The following is a 22,369-nucleotide window of genomic DNA, read 5'->3' on the forward strand; positions in this document are numbered from 1 at the left end:
GGGTCGATGCTCCTCGCCGCCGGGGTTGCGCGCCAGTGGCAGGAATGCCACTCTTCGTAGAGATGCCGCCAGGCCCGCCGCCGCACCACGTCGTCGCGCTCGCCCTCCAGGACGTCGTCGCGTTCGACCTCTCCGTCCCCGCGCAGGTCTTCGGCCACCGCACCGAGCGGGATCGGTACGCGTTCGCGGTGTGCGGCGCCGCGCCCGGCCGGATCGAGACGTCGACCGGCTTCGCGCTGGCGCTGGACGCCGGGCTCGAGGAGCTGGAGCGGGCCGACACCGTCGTCGTGCCCGGCCACTGGGACGCCGACCGCGCCTACGACGACGCGGTGCTCGACGCGCTGCGCGGGGCGCACGCGCGCGGCGCGCGGGTCGTCTCGATCTGCACCGGCGCGTTCGTGCTCGCCGCCGCGGGGCTCCTCGACGGCCGGCGCGCGACGACCCACTGGAAGGACGCCGCGGCGTTCGCCGCCCGGTTCCCCCACGTGCGGCTCGACCCGGACGTGCTGTACGTGGACGAGGGCCAGGTCCTGACGAGCGCGGGCGTCGCGGCCGGGCTCGACCTGTGCCTGCACCTCGTCCGCCGCGACCACGGCGCCGAGCGGGCGAACGCGATCGCGCGCCGGCTGGTCGTCCCGCCGCACCGCGAGGGCGGCCAGGCGCAGTACGTCGACCGGCCGCTCCCGGACACGCCCGCGGCAGGGCTCGAAGCCACCCGAGCATGGGCGCTCCGGCACCTCGACCGCCCGCTCACCGTCGCCGAGCTCGCCAGCCACGCGCACGTCAGCGAGCGGACGTTCATGCGCCGCTTCCGCGCCGAGACGGGCACCACCCCGCTGCGCTGGCTGCACGACCGCCGGGTCGACGAGGCGCGCCGTCTGCTGGAGCGGACCGACCTGCCGATCGAGGCCGTCGCGACGCGCTGCGGCTTCGGCACCGCGGTGTCGCTGCGCGACCACTTCCGGCGGGCGACGAAGACGACCCCGACGGCCTACCGGAGGGCCTTCGCCGGTTAGGCGCGCCGAAGGTTGGGAGCCGCCCTGGCCGGGGAGGAGCAGCAGCGGTAGAACCTGTTCCCGACAGCGAAAGTCACAGGAGGACGCAATGGCCACCACCCCCGCTCGCAGCGCCACGCACGGCATCCTCGCCGAGGACAAGACCGAGCAGCGCGAGCAGATCATCGCGATGCTCCAGAAGGCCTACTGGATGGAGATCGAGACGGTGATCAACTACATCACCAACTCGGTCAACCCCGACGGCGTTCGCGCCCAGGAGATCATCGAGTCGCTGAAGGCCGACATCCAGGAGGAGCTCGGCCACGCGGAGCAGTTCGCGCGGCGCATCAAGGACCTCTACGGCGTCGTCCCGGGCTCGCTCGCCTTCAAGCCCGAGCAGTCCTACCTGCAGCCGCCGACCGAGCAGACGGACATCGTGCACGTCATCAAGGGCGTGATCGAGGCGGAGAACGGCGCGATCGACCACTACAACCAGCTGATCGAGCTGACGGAGGGGATCGACCCCGTGACCAACGACATGGTCATCGCGATCCTCCACGACGAGGAGGGCCACCGGCGCCTGTTCGAGGGCTTCCTCCGCGAGTACGAGGCTGAGGGATTGGCGTGAGCCGGCCCGCGCCGACCCCGCGCTGACTACTGCGCGGGGTCGGGCGCGACCTCAGGCTCCGGCGGCGGCTCGCTGGGCACCGTCGGCTCCTCCGGCACAGCCGGGGTGACGGGCTCGGTCGGCGTGCCGGGCTCGACCGGCTCCGTCGGGATCGTCGGCGGCTGCGGGACGACCGGCTGCGCCGGCTCGACCGGCTGCGGGACTTCGAGGGTCGCGGGCAACGTCAGGTCTGCCGGTCCAGGCGCGCGGCCTCCTCGGCCTTGGCCTGCGCCTTCTCCTCGGCGCGGGCGGCCTCGTCCTTCGCCTCGCCCTTGCGCTCCTCCTTGCGCCCCTGCTGGCGCAGCGAGGCGTCGTCCATCACGTCGCCGGCGGCCTTCTTGAAGCGGCCTGTGATCTTGTCGGTGATGCTCATACGGGTCGCCTACCCGAGCGGCGTCCCGGACATCCCCTCGCGCAGCGCGACGATCGAGTCGAACACCGCGAGCGCGCCCGCGTCGCGCAGCTCGTCCTCCCCGAACCCTCCGGTGAGCACGGCGATCGTGTCGATCCCGGCGTTGCGCGCGGCCTGCACGTCCCACGGCGTGTCGCCGACCATGACCGCCTCGTCGCGCGTGCCGGCCTTCTCCAGCGCGGCCAGCACGAGGTCGGGCTCGGGCTTGGTCTTCTCCACGTCCGCCGACGAGGTCCAGTCGTCGACGATGTCGCGCACGTCGAGCAGGTCGAGGTAGTGGTCGAGCTCGTTGGCCTTCGCCGAGCTGGCGAGGATGACGGAGGAGCCGCGCTCCTTGAGGTCGACGATCAGCTCGCGCGCGCCCTCCAGCGGCTCGACCTCCTCGATCATCGCGAGGTAGAGCGCCTTCTCCGCCGCCCGGATGTCGTCGCCCAGCTCCTCGTCCTTCTCCTCCCCCACGAGGTGCGCGACGAGCTGGTCGCCTCCCATGCCGATCGCGCGGTGGATCTTCCAGATGGGCACGATGAGCTCCGACTGCCGGAACGCCCGGTACCACGCCAGGGCGTGCTGGTAGTTCGTGTCGCAGAGGGTCCCGTCGATGTCGAGGATGGCGGCGCGAGGCATGCCGCGCGGCCTACCCGCGCGCTGGCGCGTTAGTCCTCGCTGCGGTCGCGCAGGGCCTGGCGCTCGGCGGCGAGCGCGGCGGTGCGCAGGCGCGCCAGCGACTGGCGGATGAGGCGGCTGACCTGCATCTGCGAGACCCCGATGCGCGCGCCGATCTCGGCCTGCGTGAGATCCTCCGCGAAGCGGAGGCGCAGCACCTCGCGCTCGCGGGGCGTGATCGCGGCCATCAGCCGCTCCAGCGTCGCGCGGTCCTCCGCCAGGCCGAAGCCCAGCTCGACGTCCCCGAACGCGTCGGCCAGGCTGTCGCCCGCGTCGTCGTCGTTGGAGCGCGGGGCGTCGAACGACGTCGCGCGGTAGGCGCCGGCGGCCTCGAGCGCCTCCAGCACCTGCTCCTCGTTCGCCCCGACGACCTCGCCGATCTCGGTGACGCTCGGCTGGCGGCGCAGGTCGCGGGAGAGGTTCGCCACGGCCTTGTCGACCTTCAGCGCCAGCTCCTGCAGGTCGCGCGGGACGCGGACCGACCAGGTGCGGTCGCGGAAGTGGCGCTTGAGCTCGCCGAGGATCGTCGGCACCGCGTAGCTGCTGAACGCGACCTCGCGCGCGGGGTCGAACCGGTCGATCGCCTTGATGAGGCCGAGCGACGCGACCTGCACGAGGTCGTCCAGCGGCTCGTCCGCCCGCTGGTAGCGGCGCGCCAACTGCCTGGCGAGCGGGAGGAAGCGCTCGGCGAGCTGGTCCCTGGCGCTCGTGTCACCCGCCTTCAGCTTCAGGAACAGCTCGCGGTCCTCGGCCTCCCGCTCTGGACCGCTCGTCGTCTGCGTACGCCGCACGTAGCCCTGCCTCTTCCCTCTGGCGTGGGTCGGTAAGCACCGGGGGCGTGGGGCGCTCGATCTGAACCGTGGCACCCGGGTTGCGCAAGCGCCATCCGGGTACCAGGGGGCGTCATGATATCCGCCGTGGTCATGGAAGACGACGCCCCGCTGCGGGTGCTCGCTGCCGACGAGGACGAGGTGGCCCTGCGCCGCACCGCCGCCCAGCTGGAGGAGCTGGGGCACACCGTGACATCGCTGGCCGTCGACGTCGCCGGGGCCGCCGAGCAGGTGGTGGCCGAGGATCCCGACCTCGCCGTCGTGGTCGTCCACAGCGACGACCAGCACGCGCTCGACCTCATCGCCGAGATCGCCGCCTACGCGAGCGGCCCGGTGGTCGCGCTGATCGACGAGGCCGAGCCGGAGTTCGTCCGCGCGGCCGCCGAGCGGGGCGTGGACGCGTACGCGCGCAAGGGATCGCCCGAGGACCTGGAGTCCGCGATCGCCGTGGCGCTGCGCCGGCGCGCGGACCTCGAGCGGCTGACCGATCGGGTCGACCGGCTGGAGGGCGCGTTCGCGCGCCGCGCGGTGATCGAACGCGCCAAGGGCATCCTGATGGAGCGCCACGGGCTCGACGAGCGGGCGGCGTTCGAGCGGCTGCGGGCCCACGCGCGCGGCCACAACCAGACCGTCGTCGACACCGCGCAGGCGGTCGTGGAGGGCAAGGCGCCGCCGATTGGCGCGGCGTAGCGGCGGGGAGGCTGATCGCCGATGACGACGACCCCCGGCCCGGTCGGCCCCGCGCGCGAGGCGTACGTCGAGCCGGCGCCGCGCCCGGCGCTGCTCGGCTCGCTCAAGCGGGCCGTGAAGATGTTCCAGGCGCACGGGATGACCGACTGGGGCGCGTCGATGACGTACTACCTGGTGATGTCGCTCTTCCCCGGGCTGCTGGTGGCGGTGTCGCTGCTCGGCCTGTTCGGGCAGCAGTCGCTCGTCACCGACTCGGTGCAGTACCTCGAGGACGCGGGCGCGCCGGACGACGTCATCGACGCCGTCGAGGCGTCGCTGCAGAGCCTGATCGAGTCGAGCGGCGCGAAGGTGGGCTTCGGCCTGGTCGTCGGCCTCGTGCTGGGTGTGAACGGCGCGTCGGGCGCGTTCGGCGCGGCGGGCCGGGCGATGAACAAGGTCTACGGCGTGGACGACGACCGCGGGTTCGCGCGCAAGAAGCTGCAGGACATCGCGTGGACGGGCGTGGTGATCGTGCTCGCGATCGTCGCGCTCGTGTGCGTGTTCCTCGGCGGCGGGATCGCGGAGGACCTGTTCGGCACGATCGGCCTCGGCTCCACCGGCGCGGCGATCTGGCTCTACGCCCGCTGGGTCGTGGCCCTGGCGGCGATGATGCTCGTGTTCGCGATCATCTACGCGTACGCGCCCGACCTCGAGCACCGCCGCTTCCAGTGGATCTCGCCCGGCGCGGTCCTCGGCGTGGTGATCTGGATCCTCGCGTCCGGCGCCTTCTTCTTCTACGTCTCGAACTTCGGCAACTACGGCGCGACCTACGGCGCCTTCGCGGGCGCGATCGTCCTGCTCCTCTGGCTCTACCTGACCTCGCTCGCGTTCCTCCTCGGCGGCGAGCTCAACGGCGAGATCGAACGCGCGCAGCTCGCCGGCCGCGGCGGCCCACCGCCACCCTCGCCCCCACCCACCCCCGCCGACCCGACAGGCACGATCCCCGCACCGCCCGCGGCGCGGGACACGGACGACGTGACGGAGAAGGGCCCGGGCGGACGCTAGGCGCGACCGCTGGCGCTCGCGTCGGGGTCGAGCTCGGAGGGGGCGGTTGGGAGCTCGCGGCCGGTGAGCTCCTCGGGGTGGATGCAGAGGGCGCGGCGGCCGGGGCAGCCGGCGCAGAGGCCGAGGTGCGGCTCGGGGGCGACGGGGAAGTGGCCGGTGAGTGGACCCTTGGCGAGCGCGTGGAGCTCGTGCTCGAGGCGCGGGCGGTCGGCCTGGGTGAACGTCGCGCTGACCGGCTCGTGCGGGCGCTCGAGGAAGACGTAGGCGACCTCGACGCCGGGGGCGCCCGACGTGAGGACCGCGAGCGCGTAGAGGCGCTGCTGGATGTCGTAGTCGCGGTCGACGAGCGCCTGCGGGGTGTCGTCGGGCGCGATGCGGTCGGTCTTGTAGTCGAGCACCAGCGCGGTGCCGTCCTCCTCGTGCGCGAGGAGGTCGACGACGCCGTTGAGCATCGTGCCGCCGAGCGGGAAGCTGAACGTGTGCTCGCGCCGGATGCGGTCGGCCGCGGCGACGCGATCGGCGTACGGCGTCTGCCCGAACGCGTCGACCAGGCCGGCGATGTCGTCGAGCTCCTCCGGCGTCAGCTCCACCCCGAACCGCGCGGCGGCCTCGGTGACGAGCGCGCGCGTCTCGCCCTCGCGCTCCAGCGCGGCGTGCGCGATCGAGCCGCGCGTGCGGGGATCGAGGCGCCCGCCGGCCTCCCGCGCGGGCGGCCGCGCGTCCTCCTCCTCGGGGAGCCGCAGGATGCGCTGGAGGTAGAAGCGGTAGCCGCACTTGCGCCACAGCGAGAGCGCGGTGTACGAGAGCGAGCGCGGCTGCGGCGGCGGGCCTTCCGGCAACGCGGCGGGCTCGCGCGCGGGCGGCGGCGGGGCGAGCGGGAGGTCCTGGCCGGCGGGCGCGAGCGACTCGTGGCGGAGCACCGTGCCGACCGTCTCGGGTGTCGACACGAGCAGCCGCGCGCGAGGTGTGACGAGCGGCCCGTCACCGATCGACTCGACGATCGGCGCGACGCCGCCGGCCAGCGCGGGCGCGAGCCAGGCGATCGGCGCGACGTTCGGGCGGCCCGGGTCGGGCCACGGGTCGAGCTTGAGCGCCCCGCTGACGATGAGCCGCTCGCGGGCGCGGGTGAGCGCGACGTAGAGGACGCGATCCTCCTCGGCCGCCTCCGCCGCGCGGCGCTCGTCGCGCAGCTCGGCGTAGTCCAGGCCCTGCTCGCGGCCGCCGCCAATGGAGGGCAGCCGGATGCCCAGACGCTCCTTGCCGACGAGCACCGCCGGATCCTGCCCGCGCGCGCCGCGCCCGAGGTCCGCCACCGCGACGACCGGGAACTCCAGCCCCTTCGCGGCGTGCATCGTCATGAGCCGCACGGCCTTCGCGTCGCCCAGCTCGACGGGCGCGTCGGTCTCGCGCGCGTCGGCCTCGAGCTCCTCGTTCGCCCGGTCGACCAGCCCGCGCACGTCGCGGCCGTGGACGCGCTCGTGGTCGGCGGTGAGGCGCAGGAGCTTGTGGACGTTCGCGAGCCGCCGTGCACCGCCGGGCAGCCGCAGCACGTGCAGGTCGTAGTCGCTCGCCTCGATCGCCCGCCGCAGCACCGCGTCCATCGGAAGCGTCGGGAGCGCGCGGCGCTCGTGGGCGAACCGCGCGCGGAAGGCGGCGAGGCGCTCGCGGTCGGCGTCGGGGAGCAGGTCGGGCAGGGTCTGGGCCGCCTGCCGCGCCCGGAGGAACATCCGCATCTCGCGCTCGCGCGCAGGGTCCGCGGGAGGGGCGGAGGCGTCCTCCTCCGAAGCGCCCGCGGAGGAGGGCGCTCCGGCGGCGGGCGGCGGCACGGGGGCACCGCCGAACGCGGCGTCGATGACGGGCCAGACGTACCCCTCCCCCGCGCCGGCGACCAGCGCGAGGGCGTCGGTGGAGAGCCCGACCAGCGGCGAGGCGAGGACGCCGTAGAGCTGCTCCTCGTCGGCGGGGTTGGCGAGCGCGGCGAGCCACGCGCAGAGGTCGCGGACGACCTGGCGGCCCCAGTAGCCGCGGCCGCCCGCGGCGAGCGTCTGCAGCCCGGCCTCCTCCAGCGCCCGCTCGTACACCGGCAGGTCGGTCGCGGAGCGCAGGAGCACCACGACGTCCTCCGGCGGCGTGCCGTCGCGCACCAGCTCCGCCAGCCGCTGCGCGAGCAGCCGCGCCTCGGCGTGCCGCCACGCCTGCGCGCGCGGGAGGCCGCCGAGGTCGACGTCGTCCCACCCGTCCGCGCCGGTCACGAGCACCTCGACCTCCGGCGCGCCGTCCCAGGCGTCGCTGCGCCCGGGCACGAGCGGCGAGAAGCCCGCCCCGAACCGGTCCGCGAACGCCGTGTTGACCGCCTCCAGCACCGGCGCGCGGGAGCGGAAGTTGCGCGTCAGCAGCGCGGCGCGGTCGGTGGTCGCCAAGTCGGCGCGCCGCTTGCGGAAGACCTCGACGTCCGCGTGGCGGAAGCCGTAGATCGACTGCAGCTCGTCGCCGACGACGAAGAGGTTGCCCGAGGCGACGAGGTCGAACAGCACGACCTGCCGCGGCGAGGAGTCCTGGAACTCGTCGACCATCACCCGCGCGAACCGCTCCTGCGTCGCCCGCCGCACCGCCGGCGAGTCGACCATCAGGTCGCGCGCGAGCAGCTCCAGGTCGTCGAAGTCGAGCCCCGAGATCGCCCGCTTGGCGTCGGCGTAGGCGGTCGCGTAGCCGTCGAGCAGCGCGTCCAGCTCCGCCGCCGCCCGCGACGCCCGGTACGCCGCGCACGCGCCCGCGTACTCGGCGTGCGCCGCGAGGTAGCCCGCGATCTCGTCGGTCTTCAGCGCCTTGGTGGACCCCGGCTTGAAGCACGCCTGGTCCAGCAGCCCCGGCTCGGGCACCGCGTCGGGCCCGAGCAGCGCGAACACCTCGCGGCACCGCTCCAGCGCGCGCAGCGCCTTGAGCACCGTGGCGCGCGTGTCGTCCGGATCGAGCGACCGCAGCGCGACCTCCCGCGCGGCCAGCAGCGCCTCCGACGCCGGCAGCGGCGCGGGCGGCGGCACCGGCAGGCGCGGGCGCGTGTGGCCCTCCGAGCGCAGGACGCCGTAGACCTCCTCGATCGCCTCGCGCAGCCGGTCGGCGGTGAAGGCAGCGGCGAGATCCAGCGCGGCGTCCCCGCGCTCGGACAGCCACGCCGCGAACGCGCGGTCCCACGCCTGCTGGCGCAGCCCGCGCGACACGGTCTCGTCGAGCACCGTGAACGCCGGATCGAGCCCGGCCGCCACCGCATGGCCGCGCAGGAGCCGCGCGCAGAACCCGTGGATGGTCGAGATCCACGCGCCCTCGGCCTCGCGCGCGAGGTCGCGCTCGCCCAGCTCCAGCAGCCGCTCGCGCACACGGTGGCGCAGCTCGCCCGCCGCCTTCTCGGTGAACGTGATCGCGAGCACCTGGCCGGGCGTGAACCCGTCCTCGGTGACGAGCCGGACGAACCGCTCCACCAGCACCGAGGTCTTGCCGGAGCCCGCCGCCGCGCTGAGCAGCAGGTCGCCGTCGCGCTGCAGGACCGCCCGGGCCTGCTCGTCGGTGAACGGCCGGCCGCCCGGCCCGTGCACCTCGATCGACGGGGCCGTGCTCATCCCTCGCACCGGCAGATCGTCGGGTACGCGCAGCCGCCGCCCCACGCGCACCGCTCGGGCTTGGGCTCCAGCGCGCCGGACTTCGCCTCGCCCGCGGCCTGCACCGCCAGCTCGAGCGCCCCGTCCAGGACCGCAGTGAGCTCCTCGGCTGAGAGCCGGTCGTCCCGGTAGACCGGCAGCTGCTCGTCGGCGTCGTCGCGGATCGCGCCGCGCGGCCGCAGGTCCTCCGCCCCGAGCGGCTGGTAGAGCGCGCCGACGGGCTCCAGCCCGAGCAGCTCCCGCGCCGCGAGCGCGTAGACCGCGAGCTGGAAGCGCCCCTCCTCCTCCCACTTCTTGGCGGAGTAGGCCGACTTGCCCTTGTAGTCGTAGACGATCGCGGCGTCCGCGCGGCCGCCGCGCTCCTGCACGTCGACGCGGTCGATCCGCCCGCGCAGCCGCACCCCGGGCGCCGCCTGCACCTCGAACTCCTGCTCGAAGTGGCGCGGCACGAACGCCGTACGGCTGTACGCGGCGGCCTCCACGTAGCGGAGCAGGTCGGCCTCCAGCCGCCGCCGCATCGCGCGGCGCCGGGACGGGTCGACCGACATCGGGAAGCGGTCGGCGAACCGGTCCAGCGCGGTCGTCACCGCCTCGCGCGCCTCGGGCAGCCGCGCGGGCGTCAGCGCGCCCGCGTCGGTGAGCCGCCGCAGCGCCTCCTCCAGCACCCGGTGGGCCAGGTCGCCGCGGACCATCGCCTCGGGGTCGGGCTCCAGCCCGCCCGGCGCCAGCCACCGCTCGACGAACCACTTGACCGGGCAGGACGCCCACGCCTCCAGCGCCGACGCCGACCACGTGTCGCGCGCCCGCAGCGCCTCGAGGATCGCGGGGTGTCGCAGCGGCTGGGCGACCGCCTCGCGCACCGGCGGCTCGGCAGCCGCGGCAGCCCGCAGCCGCTCGCGATCGGTGGGAGCGGCGTCCACGCCCCACCCGACGGCGCCGAGGTCGCGCCGGCGGCGCTCGTCCATCGCGCGCGGGTCGAGCAGCAGCGCGATGTCGTCGACGAACGCCGAGCGCACCTCGGGGTCGCCCTCGTCGTCGGCCGCGTGCCAGGAGACGTAGAGCCGCTCCTCCGGCCGCGAGACCGTCGCGTAGAGGAGGTAGCGCTCGACCCCGAGCACGTCCTCGTGGGCGGCCAGCCGCAGACCAGACGCCGCGTTGATCGCCCGCCGCTCGTCGTCGCCGAGGAACGCCTCGGGCCGCGCGGGCGCGGGGAACGCGCGCTCCTGCATCCGGCACAGGAACAGCGCGCGGACGCGGCGGGCGCGCAGCGACTGGGGATCGGTGACCTGGACGGCGCCCGCGGCCGCGCGCTCGCCGACGCGCACCTCGACGGCGGCGAGCAGCGACGCCAGCTCTTCGGGCGGCGGGATCAGGCGGGCGTCGTGCGCGGCAGCGTCGGCGAGGTCCGCCAGCGCGCGCTTGCCGGCCGCGAGCACCTGCGCGCTCGCCGCCTCACGGGCGGTGAGGACCGGCGCGGCGCGCCGGTGCGGCGCCGCGAAGAGCGTCGCCAGCTCGGCGTCGAGCCGCTCCAGCAGCTCCGCGGGCCCGCGCCGGTGGGCGCCCGCCACGCGGTCGAGCGCGCCGAGCGGCAGATCGGGGTGCCGGCGCTCCCACAGCGCGCGCGCCGCGTCGGCCGTGCGCGCGCCGGTGCGGCGGATCTCGGCTTCCAGCGCGTCGACCCACCGTTCGTTGCGCACCCGGCCGGGCGTGCGCAGGAACGCGAGCAGGTCCTGCGCGGTGCCGCCGGTGGCCGCGCGCAGCAGCGCGACGAGGCCGCGGCCGAGCGCGGTGTGGCCGAGCTGCGTGCGCTGCTGGAGCGCGACCGGCACGCCGTACGCCTCGAAGACCTGCGCCACGAGCGCCGCCGCCTCGTCGGGCTGGCGGAGGACGACGGCGATCTCCTCGGCGGGGACGCCCTCGCGCAGCAGCCGCGCGACCTCGACCGCCACCAGCTCCAGCTCCGCGCGCTCGCCGCCGCCCTCGAGGAACGTCACCGCCTCGCCGGGGTCGACGCGCGCGGCGGCCACCGGCTCCGCGGCCGCGCCGGCGGCGCTGCGCGACAGCGCGATGGCGCTCCCGGGCGGGTCCTCCACCCCGGTCCGCATGGCGAGGTCGTCGAACAGCGTCAGCGGCTCGTCCGCCGCCGGCGCGGGCGCCGCGATCTCCGGCGCCACCACGTCCTCGGGCAGCTCCTCGAACAGGCGCCGCTCCAGGTGGTGCAGCACCTCGCGCGACGCGGGCGCGTAGTGCGCGGCGTTCGGCTCCAGGACGACCGTGTCGTCGGCGACCGGCGCCAGCGCGTTGACGGTCGCGCCGCGGGCCGCGAACGCGTGCCGTCCGGGCTCGTAGGTGAGCGACACCACAACCTCCGCGCCCGTTCCGGCGAGCGTCAGCACCGCGTCGCGCTGGAGCGCCGAGAGGTCGTCGAAGCCGTAGAGGAGGACCGGCGTGGCGCCCCAGCGCGCGCCGTCCTCGCGCAGCGCGTCGAGCGCCGCGACGTGCTGCAGCGTGGGGTCGCGCCGCTCCAGCCGCTCCAGCCGGTTGCGGTACGCGGAGTACAGGCGCCCGAGCTCCTCGCCGTAGGGCCCGCGCGCGGTGTCCTCCGCCGCCCAGGCGCGCAGCGCCGTCACGAGCCGCTGCGGCGTGATGCGCTCGGCCTCCAGCTCGTCGAACAGCGCGCAGGCCGCAGCCGCGAACCCCGGCGTCGTCGCCGACCCGGCGAGCAGCTCGAGCTTCGCGTCGGCCGCCGCCGCCAGCGCCACGCGCTCGCGCGCCAGCCGGCCCAGCGGGGAGCCGCCGACGCCCGCGCGGCGCCCGATCTCCCGCAGCAGCCGGTCGAACGTCTCGACCCGCGCGCCGAACACCAGCCCCTCGCCCGCCAGCTCATGCCGGTAGCGGTCGACGTCCGGCGCCGTGGGCACGACGAGGATCGGCTCGCGCTCCAGCAGCTCGCGCAGGCGGCCGAGGACGACGCCGGCCTTCTCGGCGTTCGCGGGTCCGGTGACGAGGGTCAGCGACACGGGCCCTCCATCGTGGCGCGGACGGCGGACGCGTTCCGGGTAGTCGCGCACGGATGCGTCTCGGCTTCGCCGTCAAGGTCCTCGGGGCCGGCGGACTTCCCTCCCACGACACGCGCCGCTGGCAGTCCGATCCCAGCCTCGGCGTCTCGCTCGAGCACCTCCGCGCGATCCTCGGCTACTGCGACGACCACGACCTGAGCTTCTACCGGATGGCGACCGCGCTGGCGCCCTACGCGAGCCACCCCGAGCACACGCGGTTCCGCGACCAGCCGCGGCGGTTCGCGGCCGAGCTGGCGCAGGTCGGGGCGCTCGCCCGCGAGCGCGGCATCCGGCTCACCACCCACCCCGGCCAGTACACGGTCCTCAACTCCGAGGACCCCGAGGTGCGGCGGCTGGCGGCGGTGGAGCTGGAGGTCCAGGCTGAGCTGATGGACGCGATGGGGCTGGGCCCCGAGTCGGTGGTGATCCTGCACGTCGGCGGCGGCGCGGGCGGCACGGAGGCGGCGTTGGAGCGGTTCGAGCGCGGGTTCGCGCTGCTGTCGGACGCCGCGCAGCGGCGGCTCGTCATCGAGAACGACGACCGCACGTTCGCGCTCACGGACGTCCTGGACCTGAGCCAGCGGATCGGCCGCCCGGTCGCATGGGACGTCCTGCACCACCACTGCCACGATCCGCACCGCATCCCCGATCGCGAGGCGCTCGGGCTCGCGCTCGCCACCTGGCCGGACGAGGTCACGCCCAAGATCCACTACTCGACGCCCAAGACCGCGCTGGAGGAGAAGGTGCGCAAGGTCGGGAGAAGGACGGAGCGCGTCCCGGTCCTCCCCCAGCTGGGCGCCCACGCCGACCTCATCGACCCGATCGGGTTCGAGCACTTCCTCCGCGAGACGGCCGCGGGGCTGCGCGACTTCGACGTGATGCTGGAGGCGAAGGGCAAGGACCTCGCGCTGCTGCGCCTGCGCGAGCAGCTCGCCGCCCGCGGCGTCCCGCTCGCGACGGCGGCCTAGGTGACGATCGTGTCCCGGTGCGCCAGCGCCCACGCCCAGGCGAGCGCCGCGACGGCGACGACCACCGCCGCCAGCGGCCGGCCCCGGGGCAGCGGGAGCGGCACGGCGACGCCCCGCCACGCCGCGACGCCCCGCACGGCGAGCCACACCGCGACCACCGCGAGCACGACCACCGCCACCGCGTTGTAGCGGACGAACCCCGGGTCGCCCTGCACCGCGAGGACGACGGCGCGGGTCGAGCCGCACAGCGGGCACGGGAGGCCGGTCGCCGCCCGGAACGGGCAGATCAGGTCGGGCACGAAGTCGGAGTGTAAGCGCGCCAGCGAGCGGGGAACTCCGCTTTCGAGCCACCGGAAAGGAGACCCTTCGCATGAGCACCGCCTCACCCGAGTTCCCTGGCCGTCCCGCACCCACTGCAGCCGCCGGCGACGGCGCCGGCGCGTCTTCCGGCAAGGCGACCGCGTCGCTGGTCCTAGGCATCCTCGGCCTCGTGCTGATCCCGATCATCGCGCCGATCGCCGCGGTCGTGCTCGGCCGGCGGGCGCAGGACGAGATCGCCGCGCACCCGGGCATGTCCGGCGCGGGGCTCGCGAAGGCCGGCGCGGTCCTCGGCTGGGTCAGCCTCGGCCTGACCGCGCTCTTCGTCCTCTTGGTGGTCATCGCCGCCGCGGCCTGACGCCACCGCCTCGGCGCGCACCGGGCACGGCGCGGTACCTTCCGCCCGTGCCCGACGAGCGCCCCGACGACCCCGCCCCCGGCGGCTGGCTGCCCCCGACCGGCGGCGACGAGCCGGTTCGGCCCCCGGCGGCCGCCCCCGACGGCTGGCTCCCGCCCAGCGACGCGAGCTACACGCCGCCGCCGGCGGACCCATACCCGCCGCAGCCCGCCGCGCCGCCCGCCAAGGGGACGTCCCCGTGGCCGGGCCAGGCCGCTCCGCCGGTGCCGTACGGCGGCGGGGGCGGCGGGGAGAGCCACGGCAAGGCGACCGCGTCGCTCGCCCTGAGCGTCGTCGGCCTGTTCCTCTGCCCCGTCGTCTTCAGCGTCGCCGGGATCGTGCTCGGCAAGCAGGCGCAGAGCGACATGGACGCCCAGCCGGCCCGCTACGGCAACCGCGGGCAGGCGAACTGGGGCGTCAACCTCGGGTGGGTCGGGTTCGTGCTGGGGCTCGTGGTGATCGGGCTCGCCATCGCCGGCGTGCCGATCCTGCCGGAGTAGCCGGCCGGCTCAGGCCGCGGCGGTCTCCGTCGCGGCCTGCTCCTCGGCCGTCCCCGTACCGGCCTGCTGCTCGGCGGCGGTCTCCTCGTCCGGCGGCTTGGCCCCCTCGCGGGCCCAGGGCTCATCGAACTCGACCCGCCACTTGCCGTCCTCGCCCTGCTGCAGCGCCAGGCGCGCGCGGAACGTCTTGCCCGAGCGGCCCTTGAAGCCGGTCACCGGCTTCTCGGTGCGGCCGGTGGCGATCAGCTCCTTGGCGACCGCGACCGGCAGCTGCTTGCCCGCCTTGGCCTTCCAGATCACGAACCCGCAGCCCGGGTCCTCGCGCGACCAGCACGAGTAGCCCTTGCGGTTCTCGTTGATCGTGCGGCCGCAGACCGGGCACGGGCCCAGCGTCGCGCGCGGGATCTTGACGTCCTTGAGCTTCGCGTCGAGCTCCTGCACCGTGGCGCCGGCGAACGCCGCGATGTCGCTCATGAACTTGCGCCGCGAGTCCTCGCCCGTCTCGATCTTGGCCAGCCGCGCCTCCCAGTCGCCCGTCAGCGACGGGGACGTGAGCGGGTGCTCGCCGAGGAACTTGACGACGTTGAGGCCCTTCTCGGTCACGACCAGCGCCCGCGCCTCGCGCTCGACGTAGCCGACGTCGATCAGGCGCTCGATGATCGCCGCGCGCGTGGCCGGGGTGCCGATGCCCGAGTCCTTCATCGCCTCACGCAGCTCGTCGTCGTCGACGAGCTTGCCGGCGGTCTCCATCGCGCCCAGCAGCGACGCGTCGGAGTAACGGCGTGGCGGCTTGGTCTCGCGCTCGAGCGACTCGACCGTCTTCGTGTCGACGTCCTCGCCCTTCTCGAGCTTGGGCAGCGTCTGGTCGCGCCCCTCGTCCTCGGTGTCGGCGCCGCCGTCGTCGGCCAGCTCGCCGTAGACGCCGCGCCAGCCGGGGACGAGCAGGACCTTGCCGCGCGTGCGGAAGACGTACTCGGCGACGGTGGTCTCGACCCGCGTGTTCTCGAACTCGGCGTCGGGGTGGAACGCGGCGAGGTACCGGCGCACGACCAGGTCGTACACGCGCTGGTCGTCCGAGTTCATCTTGTCGACGCGGTGCTCGGCCTTCGTCGGGATGATCGCGTGGTGGTCGGTGACCTTCTCGTCGTTGATCACGCGGCTGAGCGGCAGGACGTCCAGCCCGGTGACGTACTGCGCGGCCTTCGTGTACTCGCGGTTGCCGCCGACGAGCTGCGCGATCGGCTTGAGCTCGTCGACCATGTCGGTGCTCAGGAAGCGCGAGCTCGTGCGCGGGTACGTGAGCGCCTTGTGCTCCTCGTAGAGCCGCTGCGCGGCCGCGAGCGTGCGGCGCGCGGAGAAGCCGAAGCGCGTGTTGGCGTCCCGCTGCAGCGACGTCAGGTCGTAGAGGAGCGGCGCCTTCTCCTTGCGCTTCGTCTTGTCGAGCTTGGTGATCGTGCCGCGCTGGCCCTTGACCGCGTCGACGATCGCCTTCGCCTCGTCGGCGGTGGTGATCCGCGGGTTGGCGCCGGCGTGGAAGCGGCCCTCGTAGCGCCGCGCGCCGTCGGCCTCGAACGTCGCGTCGACCAGCCAGTACGGCTCGGGCTTGAACGCCCGGATCTCCTCCTCGCGGCGGGCGAGGATCGCGAGCGTCGGCGTCTGGACGCGGCCGAGCGAGACGGCGCCGTCGAAGCTGCTGCGCAGGCGGATCGTCGCGGCGCGCGTGGCGTTCATGCCGACGACCCAGTCGGCCTCCGAGCGCGAGCGCGCGGCCTCCTCGAGCTGCTTGAGCTCCGCCGCGGGGCGCAGACGGGTGAAGGCGTCGCGCATCGCCGCGTCGGTCATCGACGAGAGCCACAGCCGCTCGACCGGCTTCTTCGCGCCGGCCTTCTCGTACAGGTACGCGAAGATCAGCTCGCCCTCGCGGCCGGCGTCGCACGCGTTGATCGCGGTGGCGACGTCGTCGCGCTTGAGCTGCTTGGTGACGACCGCCATCTGCTTCTTGGAGCGCTCGTCCCGGACGACCAGCTTGAACTTGTCCGGCACGATCGGCAGGTCGGCCATCCGCCACTTCTTGAACTTGGGGTCGTACTGCTCGGGCTCGGCGAGCTGCACGAGATGGCCGACCGCCCACGTGAGGACGTGGTCGGGCCCCTCGAGGTAGCCCTCGTGCTTCTCGAACGGTCCGGGAAGGACGCGCGAGAGATCACGCCCGACGGAGGGCTTCTCGGCGATCACGAGGGTCTTGGCCATGAAGGCGGAGCCTAGCGGGGGCCCTGCGACGCCTTCGCGACGGGCTGCCTCAACCCGCGCACGGGCCGGTGCTCACCGGCCCCACGGCGCCCTCGACCGCGTCGGTGACGACCTCGTTCGGCACCCCGTAGCCGCCGCGGGGGCCCGCGGAGGTCTTGGCGGCGAAGACGGTGGTGAGCACGCGGCCGGAGCCGTCGACGACCGGGCCGCCGGAGTTGCCGGGCCGGACGAGGCCGCGCAGCGAGGTCATGGAGCGCTGGAGCGGGCCGTTGCCGTAGGCGTCCTGCGACAGGACGGTGCGGGTCGCGCCGATGCGGGCCGCGCGGACGTCGTACGGCCCGTTCTCGGGGAAGCCGAGGATCGCGCCGGCGGTCCCCGACTCGGGCGTGTCCACCACGCGCAAGGCCGGTGCGTCGAGGCCCTCCACGCGCAGGACGGCGACGTCGTTGCGCGGGTCGAACGCCACCGCGACGCCGTGCAGCTCTTCCCCCTCGCCGCGCTCCTGCACGATCGTGTCGTCCTGTCCGGCGACGACGTGCGCGTTGGTCACCACCACGCCTGGCGCGACGACCCACCCTGAACCTTCCACGCCCAGGCCGCAGGCCGTACCCTGGATCCGCACGACGCTGGCGGCCGCGGCGGCGACCTGCGGGTCGCGCGCGATCGCCGCTCGGGGCGGGGCCACGTCGGCGTCCGGCCCGGCGATGGAGGGGAACGGATCGAACCGCGCGAGCGCGTTGAGGACCGGGCCGCTCGGCGGCAGCACGTCGTTCAGCCGGGAGAGGATCTCCGAGCGCTGGATCTCGCCACGCAGCTCGCGGGTCCCCGGCATCTGCAGCGCCACCGCCCCGATCAGCCACGCCAGCCCCAGCCCGACCGCCCCGCTCAGCAGCGCGCCCAGCACCCCGTCGAGCGTCCCCAGCACGGGGACGTCGAGCCACCGCCGCACCCGCCGCCCGATGCCCTCCAGCCCGATCGCCAGCAGCGTCCCTCCGAGCACCGCGCCGATGAGCGCGGTCAGCGGTGCGTAGGGTGAGCGCGACCCTTCTTCCAGGACCAGGGGACCGACACGACTGCCGATCAGTCCGCCGAGCGCGAATCCTGCAAGGGACAGCGCGCCGACGACGAACCCCTGTCCGTACCCGTAGAGCGCAAGCAGAGCAACGAACGCGAGGATGATCCAGTCGAGGCCCGTCACGCGGGGGGCAAGGTACTCCCCCAGGCGCCGTGCGCTCCAGCGCCACGGTCTTCCGCTCATGGTCGCGGCGGGCGTCGCGTTCGGCGGCGGCGTGGTGGTGGGCGCCGGCCACCGGCCCGCCGAGCAGCAGGCGGCGGAGCGGTACGCGGCGGCCTGGCAGCGCGGCGACTACGCCGCGATGTACGGGATGCTGAGCGACGCAGCCAAGTCCGAGACGAGCCTCGGCGCGTTCCGCGACGCCCACACCAAGGCGGCCGCCACCGCGACGGCGCAGCGCGTGCGCGCCACGGGCGAGGCGCGCGAGCCGCAGGACGACGTGGTCGCCGTCCCGATGCGCGTCGAGACCCGCGTCTTCGGCCCGGTCACGACGACGCTCGACGTGCCGTTCGTCGAGGAGGACGGCGAGGCGCGCGTCGACTGGGAGCCGAACCTGGCCTTCCCCGGCGTCCGCGAGGGCGAGGCGCTGGAGCGCTCGACTCGTCTGCCCACCCGCGCGACGCTGCTCGCCGCCGACGGGACCGTGCTCGCCAAGGGCGACGACCGCACGCCCGAGGACGCCGAGCTGGCCGCGTCGATCCGCGGCGACCTGGGCCCGATCCCGGAGGAGCGCAAGCTCGAGCTGCGTCGCGAGGGCGTCCCGGCCGACGCCCAGGTGGGCGTCAGCGGGCTGGAGCGCGCGCTCGACGATGAGCTGCGCGGCAAGCCCGGCGGCGAGCTGCGCGCCGGCTCGCGCGTCCTGGCCGTCGCGGCCCCGCGCCGCGCCGAGGCCGTGCGCTCCTCGATCGTCCCGCGCGTCCAGCGCGCCGCCGTGCAGGCCATCGCCGGGCGGGTCGGCGGCGTCGTCGCGATGGATCCGCGCACCGGCGAGGTCGAGGCGGCCGCGGGCATCGGGCTCAGCGGCCTCCAGCCGCCCGGCTCCACGTTCAAGATCATCACGCTGACCGGCGCGCTGGAGGAGAAGATCACCTCCCCGAGCAAGGGCTATCCGGTCGAGACGTTCACGACGCTCGAGGGCGTCAAGATCGAGAACGCCAACGGCGAGTCGTGCGGCGGGACGCTGATGGCCTCGTTCGCCCACTCGTGCAACAGCGTGTTCGCACCGCTGGGCGCGCAGATGGGCGCCAAGCGCCTGGTAGCGGCGGCGGAGGAGTTCGGGTTCAACCAGCCGCCCGGCATCGACGGTGCGGCGACGAGCACGATCCCCAAGCCCGACGAGATCGGCGACGACCTCGCGGTCGGCTCGTCCGCGATCGGTCAGGGCCGCGTGCAGGCGACCGCGCTGCAGATGGCGATCGTCGCGGCGACGGTGGCCGAGCGCGGCGTGCGCGTCACGCCGACGATGCTGGCCGGCGACCAGGGCGCGCGCAAGCGCGTCATGCCCGAGCGGACGGCGAAGACGGTGGGCCGCGCGATGCGGCAGGTCGTCAAGGACGGGACGGGCGGCGCGGCCGCGATCCCGGGCGTGGCCGTGGCCGGCAAGACCGGGACGGCGGAGCTGCGCTCGACGGTGGCCCCGGAGCCGTTGCCCGGGACCGAGGGGCAGGAGGTCGCACCCGCTCCCGAGTACGACCCCCGCAACACCGACGCGTGGTTCGCGAGCTACGCGCCCGCCGGCGATCCGCGGACCGCCGTGGGCGTGCTGCTCGTCGAGTCCGGCGCGGGCGGCGAGACGGCGGCGCCTGCGGCGCGCACCGTGCTCGAGGCCGCGCTCAGACGTCGAGGTTGATCTCGCCTTCCTGCTCGGAGATCTCGCTCTTCACGTGGAGCTCGAGCGGGCGGTTGCCCAGCGACTCGCGCTTCAGCTTGAAGAGGATGAGCGAGCCGTACGGCGGACGCTCGCCCGGGGTGCTGTTGATCAGCGGGTACGTGTCGCCGCCCGGCACCTCGGCCGCGCGGTACGCGAAGTTGTTCGAATCCTCGAGCTCGATCGGCTCGTACCGGTTCTCCTGCGAGTCGACGATCTCGAAGTCGTCGGTGCTCATGACGGGAGCGCGGTCCGGATCGTCGTTCTCGACGCGCATCATCACCGCGAACCAGACCTCGTCGTCGGCCAGCTGGAGATCGAGCGGCGCGACGCCCTCCAGGTAGTCCTCGTCCTCGGGGATGCCGGGGTTGAGCTGCTTGGAGTTCTGGACCTGGTACTTGAGCGCGTCGACGTCGATGTAGATGCCCTCGGTCTCCGCACCGCTGATGCGCTGACCGGTGACCTCGTCGGGATCGTGCTTGTTGCCGCACGCCGCGAGCGTGAGCGCGGCGACAGCGCTGAGCAGGGCGACAGGGATGCGTGAGGACTTCATGCGGCGGCGAACCCTACAACCTGAACTGGGAAGCAGGCTTCCGCGCGCCGCCGGCGGCGATCGTCGCGCGAGCGCCGCGCTTGCGGTTCTCCTCGAGGATCGAGCGCAGGCGGCGGAGGGCCTTCTTCTGGTTGCGCTTGTACCACCCGCGGGCGATCAGCCCGAGCAGGCGGTCCGACGGCAGCTTCGGCGTCTCGGTCTCCGTCGCCAGCTTCACGCTCGTGGAGCCATGGCCGAGCGACTCGATCGTGTACGTCGTGACCACGCGGTTGCGGTTGAACTTGCCGGTGCGGCCGCGCTGGACGATGCGGCGCGGACGGACGGCCTCGACGGTCGTGACGTCGGCCCAGCTGAAGCGGTGCAGCGGCGCGTCGACGCGGAAGCGCGCGCCCGCGCCGACCCCGAGGGTGTCCTCCCGCGTGAGGCGGAAGTCCTTCAGGTAGTGATCGGTGAACTCGGCGTGGTTCGCGACGTCGTAGAGGTAGTCGTAGACCTCGGTCGCGGGCCGGTCGATCGTGACGGTGGAGGTGACAGGATCCAAGGCACCCCCATGGTAGGCCGCACGCGCGCGAGGCGCGGCGCGGTGGGTCGCTAGGCCGCGCGGAGGATCTTGACGGTGTGGCCGTGCTCGCAGTGGTGGACGCGCTCGACGGCGTCCGGGAGCTCGCGGCGCAGCGCGCTGCACAGCTCGCAGACGGGCTTGGCCCCGTAGCGGTGCAGGTGCTCGCCGTACAGCGGCGTGCGGCCGCAGTCCGAGCACGTCTCGCGCTCGGTCGCCAGGGCGCCGACGCCCTTGCGGAGGAGCCGCTTCTCGAGATCCGACGGGAGCAGGGTGGGCAGCACGCGGGGCATGGAGGGAGGTTCGCGAGCGGTTCGCGACGTCCTCCCTGCTGACGGTTCGAAACCAGCGCCGCCGAACCGTCCAGACCCCTGGCGGGACTTCGTGACACTGGTATCGTGCCCGACCGGGAGCATCCGGAGGCACGGCGGTGCCGAGAGGAGCATTGAAGGGGATGGAGTCACTGACGTCGGGAACGCTCGCGGGGACGGGCTCGTTCCGATGCGAGGAGTGCGGGTACGTGGTCACCCTGGCCGCGGCGGACGCGCTCCCGGAGTGCCCGAGCTGCGGCAGTCGCAACTACGCGCGGGCCTCCCTCTTCAGCGGACCGCGGTTCCACCGCGGCAGCGCTGGGGACGAACGCACGCCCGAGGAACGGGAAGCCTGGCTGGCCGAGGCGCGAGAGGGACTCGGCGAGCCCGGTCAGTACCTGGTCTTCGAGCGTGACGGCGGCACGGAGTCGATCGCGCTGGAGCGCGAGTGGACGCGGGTCGGACGGAGCCTCGCGGCGGACGTCCGGTTCGACGATCCCACCGTCTCCCGCCGCCATGCGCTGATCGTCCGGCAGGCGGACGGGGTCCGCGTGCTCGACGACCGGTCGCTCAACGGCGTGTTCGTCAACGGCGAGCGCGTCGAGTGGCGTGAGCTGCACGACGGCGATGAGATCGTCGTCGGCCGGTACAGGCTCGCGTTCGTCGCCGTCGGGGCGGAGGATGCCGAGCGCATCACCGCCACCTACGAGGCCGCGAGCTGAGAGACGGTCACGTCGTGTCGGTCCGCGGCGCCCGGTAGAGTCCGGTCGCCGCGTGGCCGAGACGATCGCAGTCCTCTCGCAGAAGGGCGGCACGGGCAAGACGACGACCGTGCGCACCCTCACGGACGTGTTCCAGCGCGTCGGGCTTCGCGTGCTCGCGGTCGACCTCGATCCGCAGGGCAACCTGTCGGACTACTTCGACGTCGATCCCGAGGCAACGCCGACCGTCGGCGACGTGCTCACCGGGCGGGCGAAGGCGAAGAAGGCCGTCCACGGCGGGGTCCTCCCCGCGAACCTCTCGCTCGCCGAGGCCGAGCTGGCGCTCGCCGGCAAGATGGGCCGTGAGCTGACGCTCAAGCGCGCCCTCAAGGACGTGAAGGGCGACTACGACGTCGTGCTGCTCGACTGCCCGCCCACGCTCGGGCTGCTGACGGTGAACGCGCTCGTGGCCGCCGACTGGGCGATGCTGACGGCCGAGGCGCAGTACTTCGCGATGCAGGGCGTCGAGCAGGCGCTCGAGGTCATCGAGCTCGCCAAGGACAGCCTCAACCCCGACCTGAAGTGGCTCGGCGTCGTCTTCAACATCGCCGACATGCGCACCGTGCACTCGCGCGACGCGTACAAGACGCTGCAGGAGGAGTTCGGCGACAAGCTGTTCGAGGCGACGATCCGCTCCTCGATCGCGTACGCCGAGTCCGCCGAGCGCGCGGTCTCGATCCTCGACCACCGGCCCGACCTGGGTGAGGACTACGTCGCGCTCGCCGACGAGGTCCTCCGCCGGCTCGGGCGCAACGACGTCCGGCGCAAGCTCAAGCCGCTGCGCGGCGCCGCGTAGG

The 22,369-nt window shown here is 74.3% G+C and carries 22 protein-coding genes; 10 read left to right on the forward strand and 12 right to left on the reverse strand.

The features are described from left to right. Window positions 1–62: 62 nt before the first annotated feature. Window positions 63–1,016, forward strand: a complete 954-nt coding sequence (locus AC1UE5_RS24795; protein WP_482928613.1) for a GlxA family transcriptional regulator — start codon at window positions 63–65, stop codon at window positions 1,014–1,016. An 88-nt stretch (window positions 1,017–1,104) separates the two neighbouring features. Next, window positions 1,105–1,623 (forward strand): ferritin-like domain-containing protein, encoded by a 519-nt coding sequence (locus AC1UE5_RS24800; RefSeq protein ID WP_482928614.1) that lies wholly within the window; start codon window positions 1,105–1,107, stop codon window positions 1,621–1,623. Between the two features lie 26 nt (window positions 1,624–1,649). On the opposite strand, the gene AC1UE5_RS24805 is transcribed toward AC1UE5_RS24800, so the two are convergent. The 4 genes from AC1UE5_RS24805 to AC1UE5_RS24820 are packed head-to-tail and all read right to left on the reverse strand — an operon-like array spanning window position 1,650 to window position 3,528. Beyond that, complete coding sequence (locus AC1UE5_RS24805) at window positions 1,650–1,844, reverse strand: hypothetical protein (RefSeq protein ID WP_482928615.1); 195 nt, start codon at window positions 1,842–1,844, stop codon at window positions 1,650–1,652. 2 nt (window positions 1,845–1,846) lie between these two features. Then, complete coding sequence (locus AC1UE5_RS24810) at window positions 1,847–2,035, reverse strand: hypothetical protein (RefSeq protein ID WP_482928616.1); 189 nt, start codon at window positions 2,033–2,035, stop codon at window positions 1,847–1,849. 9 nt (window positions 2,036–2,044) lie between these two features. Beyond that, the gene (locus AC1UE5_RS24815; RefSeq protein ID WP_482928617.1) at window positions 2,045–2,698 is read right to left on the reverse strand and encodes an HAD family hydrolase; all 654 of its coding nucleotides are present in this window, start codon (window positions 2,696–2,698) and stop codon (window positions 2,045–2,047) included. A gap of 29 nt (window positions 2,699–2,727) precedes the next feature. Then, complete coding sequence (locus AC1UE5_RS24820) at window positions 2,728–3,528, reverse strand: SigB/SigF/SigG family RNA polymerase sigma factor (protein WP_482928618.1); 801 nt, start codon at window positions 3,526–3,528, stop codon at window positions 2,728–2,730. A gap of 132 nt (window positions 3,529–3,660) precedes the next feature. On the opposite strand from AC1UE5_RS24820, the gene AC1UE5_RS24825 reads away from it, so the two are divergent. Both AC1UE5_RS24825 and AC1UE5_RS24830 read left to right on the forward strand, forming a co-directional pair. Next, window positions 3,661–4,257 carry an ANTAR domain-containing response regulator gene (locus tag AC1UE5_RS24825; RefSeq protein WP_482928619.1) on the forward strand — a complete coding sequence of 199 codons (597 nt, stop codon included), beginning with the start codon at window positions 3,661–3,663 and terminating at the stop codon, window positions 4,255–4,257. Between the two features lie 21 nt (window positions 4,258–4,278). After that, window positions 4,279–5,301, forward strand: coding sequence for a YihY/virulence factor BrkB family protein (locus AC1UE5_RS24830; protein WP_482928620.1), 1,023 nt, complete (start codon window positions 4,279–4,281; stop codon window positions 5,299–5,301). Here the strand turns inward: AC1UE5_RS24830 and AC1UE5_RS24835 are convergent. Next, entirely contained in the window at window positions 5,298–8,915 is a 3,618-nt protein-coding gene (locus tag AC1UE5_RS24835; RefSeq protein WP_482928621.1) for a UvrD-helicase domain-containing protein, read from the reverse strand. The two genes, AC1UE5_RS24830 and AC1UE5_RS24835, sit on opposite strands and share 4 nt — an antisense overlap. After that, on the reverse strand, window positions 8,912–11,974 hold the full coding sequence (locus tag AC1UE5_RS24840) for a PD-(D/E)XK nuclease family protein (protein WP_482928622.1): 3,063 nt from the start codon (window positions 11,972–11,974) through the stop codon (window positions 8,912–8,914). Before AC1UE5_RS24840 ends, AC1UE5_RS24835 begins: the two co-directional genes overlap by 4 nt. Before the next feature lie 53 nt (window positions 11,975–12,027). Between AC1UE5_RS24840 and uvsE the strand changes: the two genes are divergently transcribed. Next, a complete protein-coding gene (gene uvsE / locus AC1UE5_RS24845) occupies window positions 12,028–12,981 on the forward strand; it encodes a UV DNA damage repair endonuclease UvsE (RefSeq protein ID WP_482928623.1) in 954 nt (317 codons plus the stop codon). Here the strand turns inward: uvsE and AC1UE5_RS24850 are convergent. Then, on the reverse strand, window positions 12,978–13,280 hold the full coding sequence (locus tag AC1UE5_RS24850) for a DUF2752 domain-containing protein (protein ID WP_482928624.1): 303 nt from the start codon (window positions 13,278–13,280) through the stop codon (window positions 12,978–12,980). The two genes, uvsE and AC1UE5_RS24850, sit on opposite strands and share 4 nt — an antisense overlap. A 71-nt stretch (window positions 13,281–13,351) precedes the next feature. Here AC1UE5_RS24850 and AC1UE5_RS24855 point away from each other — a divergent pair, with 71 nt between their 5' ends. After that, window positions 13,352–13,657 (forward strand): DUF4190 domain-containing protein, encoded by a 306-nt coding sequence (locus AC1UE5_RS24855; RefSeq protein WP_482928625.1) that lies wholly within the window; start codon window positions 13,352–13,354, stop codon window positions 13,655–13,657. 47 nt (window positions 13,658–13,704) lie between these two features. Next, window positions 13,705–14,196 (forward strand): DUF4190 domain-containing protein, encoded by a 492-nt coding sequence (locus tag AC1UE5_RS24860; RefSeq protein WP_482928626.1) that lies wholly within the window; start codon window positions 13,705–13,707, stop codon window positions 14,194–14,196. A 9-nt stretch (window positions 14,197–14,205) separates the two neighbouring features. Here AC1UE5_RS24860 and AC1UE5_RS24865 read toward each other — a convergent pair whose 3' ends face one another. Next, entirely contained in the window at window positions 14,206–16,446 is a 2,241-nt protein-coding gene (locus AC1UE5_RS24865; protein ID WP_482928627.1) for a type IA DNA topoisomerase, read from the reverse strand. A 49-nt stretch (window positions 16,447–16,495) separates the two neighbouring features. Then, a complete protein-coding gene (locus AC1UE5_RS24870) occupies window positions 16,496–17,644 on the reverse strand; it encodes a MarP family serine protease (RefSeq protein WP_482928628.1) in 1,149 nt (382 codons plus the stop codon). Window positions 17,645–17,702: 58 nt separating this feature from the next. On the opposite strand from AC1UE5_RS24870, the gene AC1UE5_RS24875 reads away from it, so the two are divergent. Beyond that, window positions 17,703–19,370 carry a penicillin-binding transpeptidase domain-containing protein gene (locus tag AC1UE5_RS24875; protein ID WP_482928629.1) on the forward strand — a complete coding sequence of 556 codons (1,668 nt, stop codon included), beginning with the start codon at window positions 17,703–17,705 and terminating at the stop codon, window positions 19,368–19,370. Here the strand turns inward: AC1UE5_RS24875 and AC1UE5_RS24880 are convergent. Genes AC1UE5_RS24880 through AC1UE5_RS24890 form a run of 3 tightly spaced genes read right to left on the reverse strand, consistent with a single transcriptional unit; the run spans window position 19,354 to window position 20,793 of the window. Next, complete coding sequence (locus AC1UE5_RS24880) at window positions 19,354–19,941, reverse strand: hypothetical protein (protein WP_482928630.1); 588 nt, start codon at window positions 19,939–19,941, stop codon at window positions 19,354–19,356. The genes AC1UE5_RS24875 and AC1UE5_RS24880 overlap by 17 nt on opposite strands. Before the next feature lie 13 nt (window positions 19,942–19,954). Further along, on the reverse strand, window positions 19,955–20,482 hold the full coding sequence (locus AC1UE5_RS24885) for an SRPBCC family protein (RefSeq protein WP_482928631.1): 528 nt from the start codon (window positions 20,480–20,482) through the stop codon (window positions 19,955–19,957). Window positions 20,483–20,532: 50 nt separating this feature from the next. Then, complete coding sequence (locus AC1UE5_RS24890; RefSeq protein ID WP_482928632.1) at window positions 20,533–20,793, reverse strand: hypothetical protein; 261 nt, start codon at window positions 20,791–20,793, stop codon at window positions 20,533–20,535. A 161-nt stretch (window positions 20,794–20,954) separates the two neighbouring features. On the opposite strand from AC1UE5_RS24890, the gene AC1UE5_RS24895 reads away from it, so the two are divergent. Then, on the forward strand, window positions 20,955–21,533 hold the full coding sequence (locus AC1UE5_RS24895; protein WP_482928633.1) for an FHA domain-containing protein: 579 nt from the start codon (window positions 20,955–20,957) through the stop codon (window positions 21,531–21,533). A gap of 52 nt (window positions 21,534–21,585) precedes the next feature. Next, on the forward strand, window positions 21,586–22,368 hold the full coding sequence (locus AC1UE5_RS24900; RefSeq protein WP_482928634.1) for a ParA family protein: 783 nt from the start codon (window positions 21,586–21,588) through the stop codon (window positions 22,366–22,368). Window position 22,369: the final 1 nt, after the last annotated feature.

It is taken from the genome of Parviterribacter multiflagellatus (genome assembly GCF_056863265.1).

What these genes read in the sequence shown, in the direction of transcription:
- AC1UE5_RS24795 (WP_482928613.1), top strand. Translation starts at nt 63, where the DNA reads ATGCCGCCAGGCCCGCCGCCGCACCACGTCGTCGCGCTCGCCCTCCAG.
- AC1UE5_RS24800 (WP_482928614.1), top strand. Translation starts at nt 1,105, where the DNA reads ATGGCCACCACCCCCGCTCGCAGCGCCACGCACGGCATCCTCGCCGAG.
- AC1UE5_RS24810 (WP_482928616.1), bottom strand. Translation starts at nt 2,035, where the DNA reads ATGAGCATCACCGACAAGATCACAGGCCGCTTCAAGAAGGCCGCCGGC.
- AC1UE5_RS24815 (WP_482928617.1), bottom strand. Translation starts at nt 2,698, where the DNA reads ATGCCTCGCGCCGCCATCCTCGACATCGACGGGACCCTCTGCGACACG.
- AC1UE5_RS24825 (WP_482928619.1), top strand. Translation starts at nt 3,661, where the DNA reads ATGGAAGACGACGCCCCGCTGCGGGTGCTCGCTGCCGACGAGGACGAG.
- AC1UE5_RS24830 (WP_482928620.1), top strand. Translation starts at nt 4,279, where the DNA reads ATGACGACGACCCCCGGCCCGGTCGGCCCCGCGCGCGAGGCGTACGTC.
- AC1UE5_RS24835 (WP_482928621.1), bottom strand. Translation starts at nt 8,915, where the DNA reads ATGAGCACGGCCCCGTCGATCGAGGTGCACGGGCCGGGCGGCCGGCCG.
- uvsE (WP_482928623.1), top strand. Translation starts at nt 12,028, where the DNA reads ATGCGTCTCGGCTTCGCCGTCAAGGTCCTCGGGGCCGGCGGACTTCCC.
- AC1UE5_RS24855 (WP_482928625.1), top strand. Translation starts at nt 13,352, where the DNA reads ATGAGCACCGCCTCACCCGAGTTCCCTGGCCGTCCCGCACCCACTGCA.
- AC1UE5_RS24865 (WP_482928627.1), bottom strand. Translation starts at nt 16,446, where the DNA reads ATGGCCAAGACCCTCGTGATCGCCGAGAAGCCCTCCGTCGGGCGTGAT.
- AC1UE5_RS24875 (WP_482928629.1), top strand. Translation starts at nt 17,703, where the DNA reads ATGGTCGCGGCGGGCGTCGCGTTCGGCGGCGGCGTGGTGGTGGGCGCC.
- AC1UE5_RS24880 (WP_482928630.1), bottom strand. Translation starts at nt 19,941, where the DNA reads ATGAAGTCCTCACGCATCCCTGTCGCCCTGCTCAGCGCTGTCGCCGCG.
- AC1UE5_RS24890 (WP_482928632.1), bottom strand. Translation starts at nt 20,793, where the DNA reads ATGCCCCGCGTGCTGCCCACCCTGCTCCCGTCGGATCTCGAGAAGCGG.
- AC1UE5_RS24895 (WP_482928633.1), top strand. Translation starts at nt 20,955, where the DNA reads ATGGAGTCACTGACGTCGGGAACGCTCGCGGGGACGGGCTCGTTCCGA.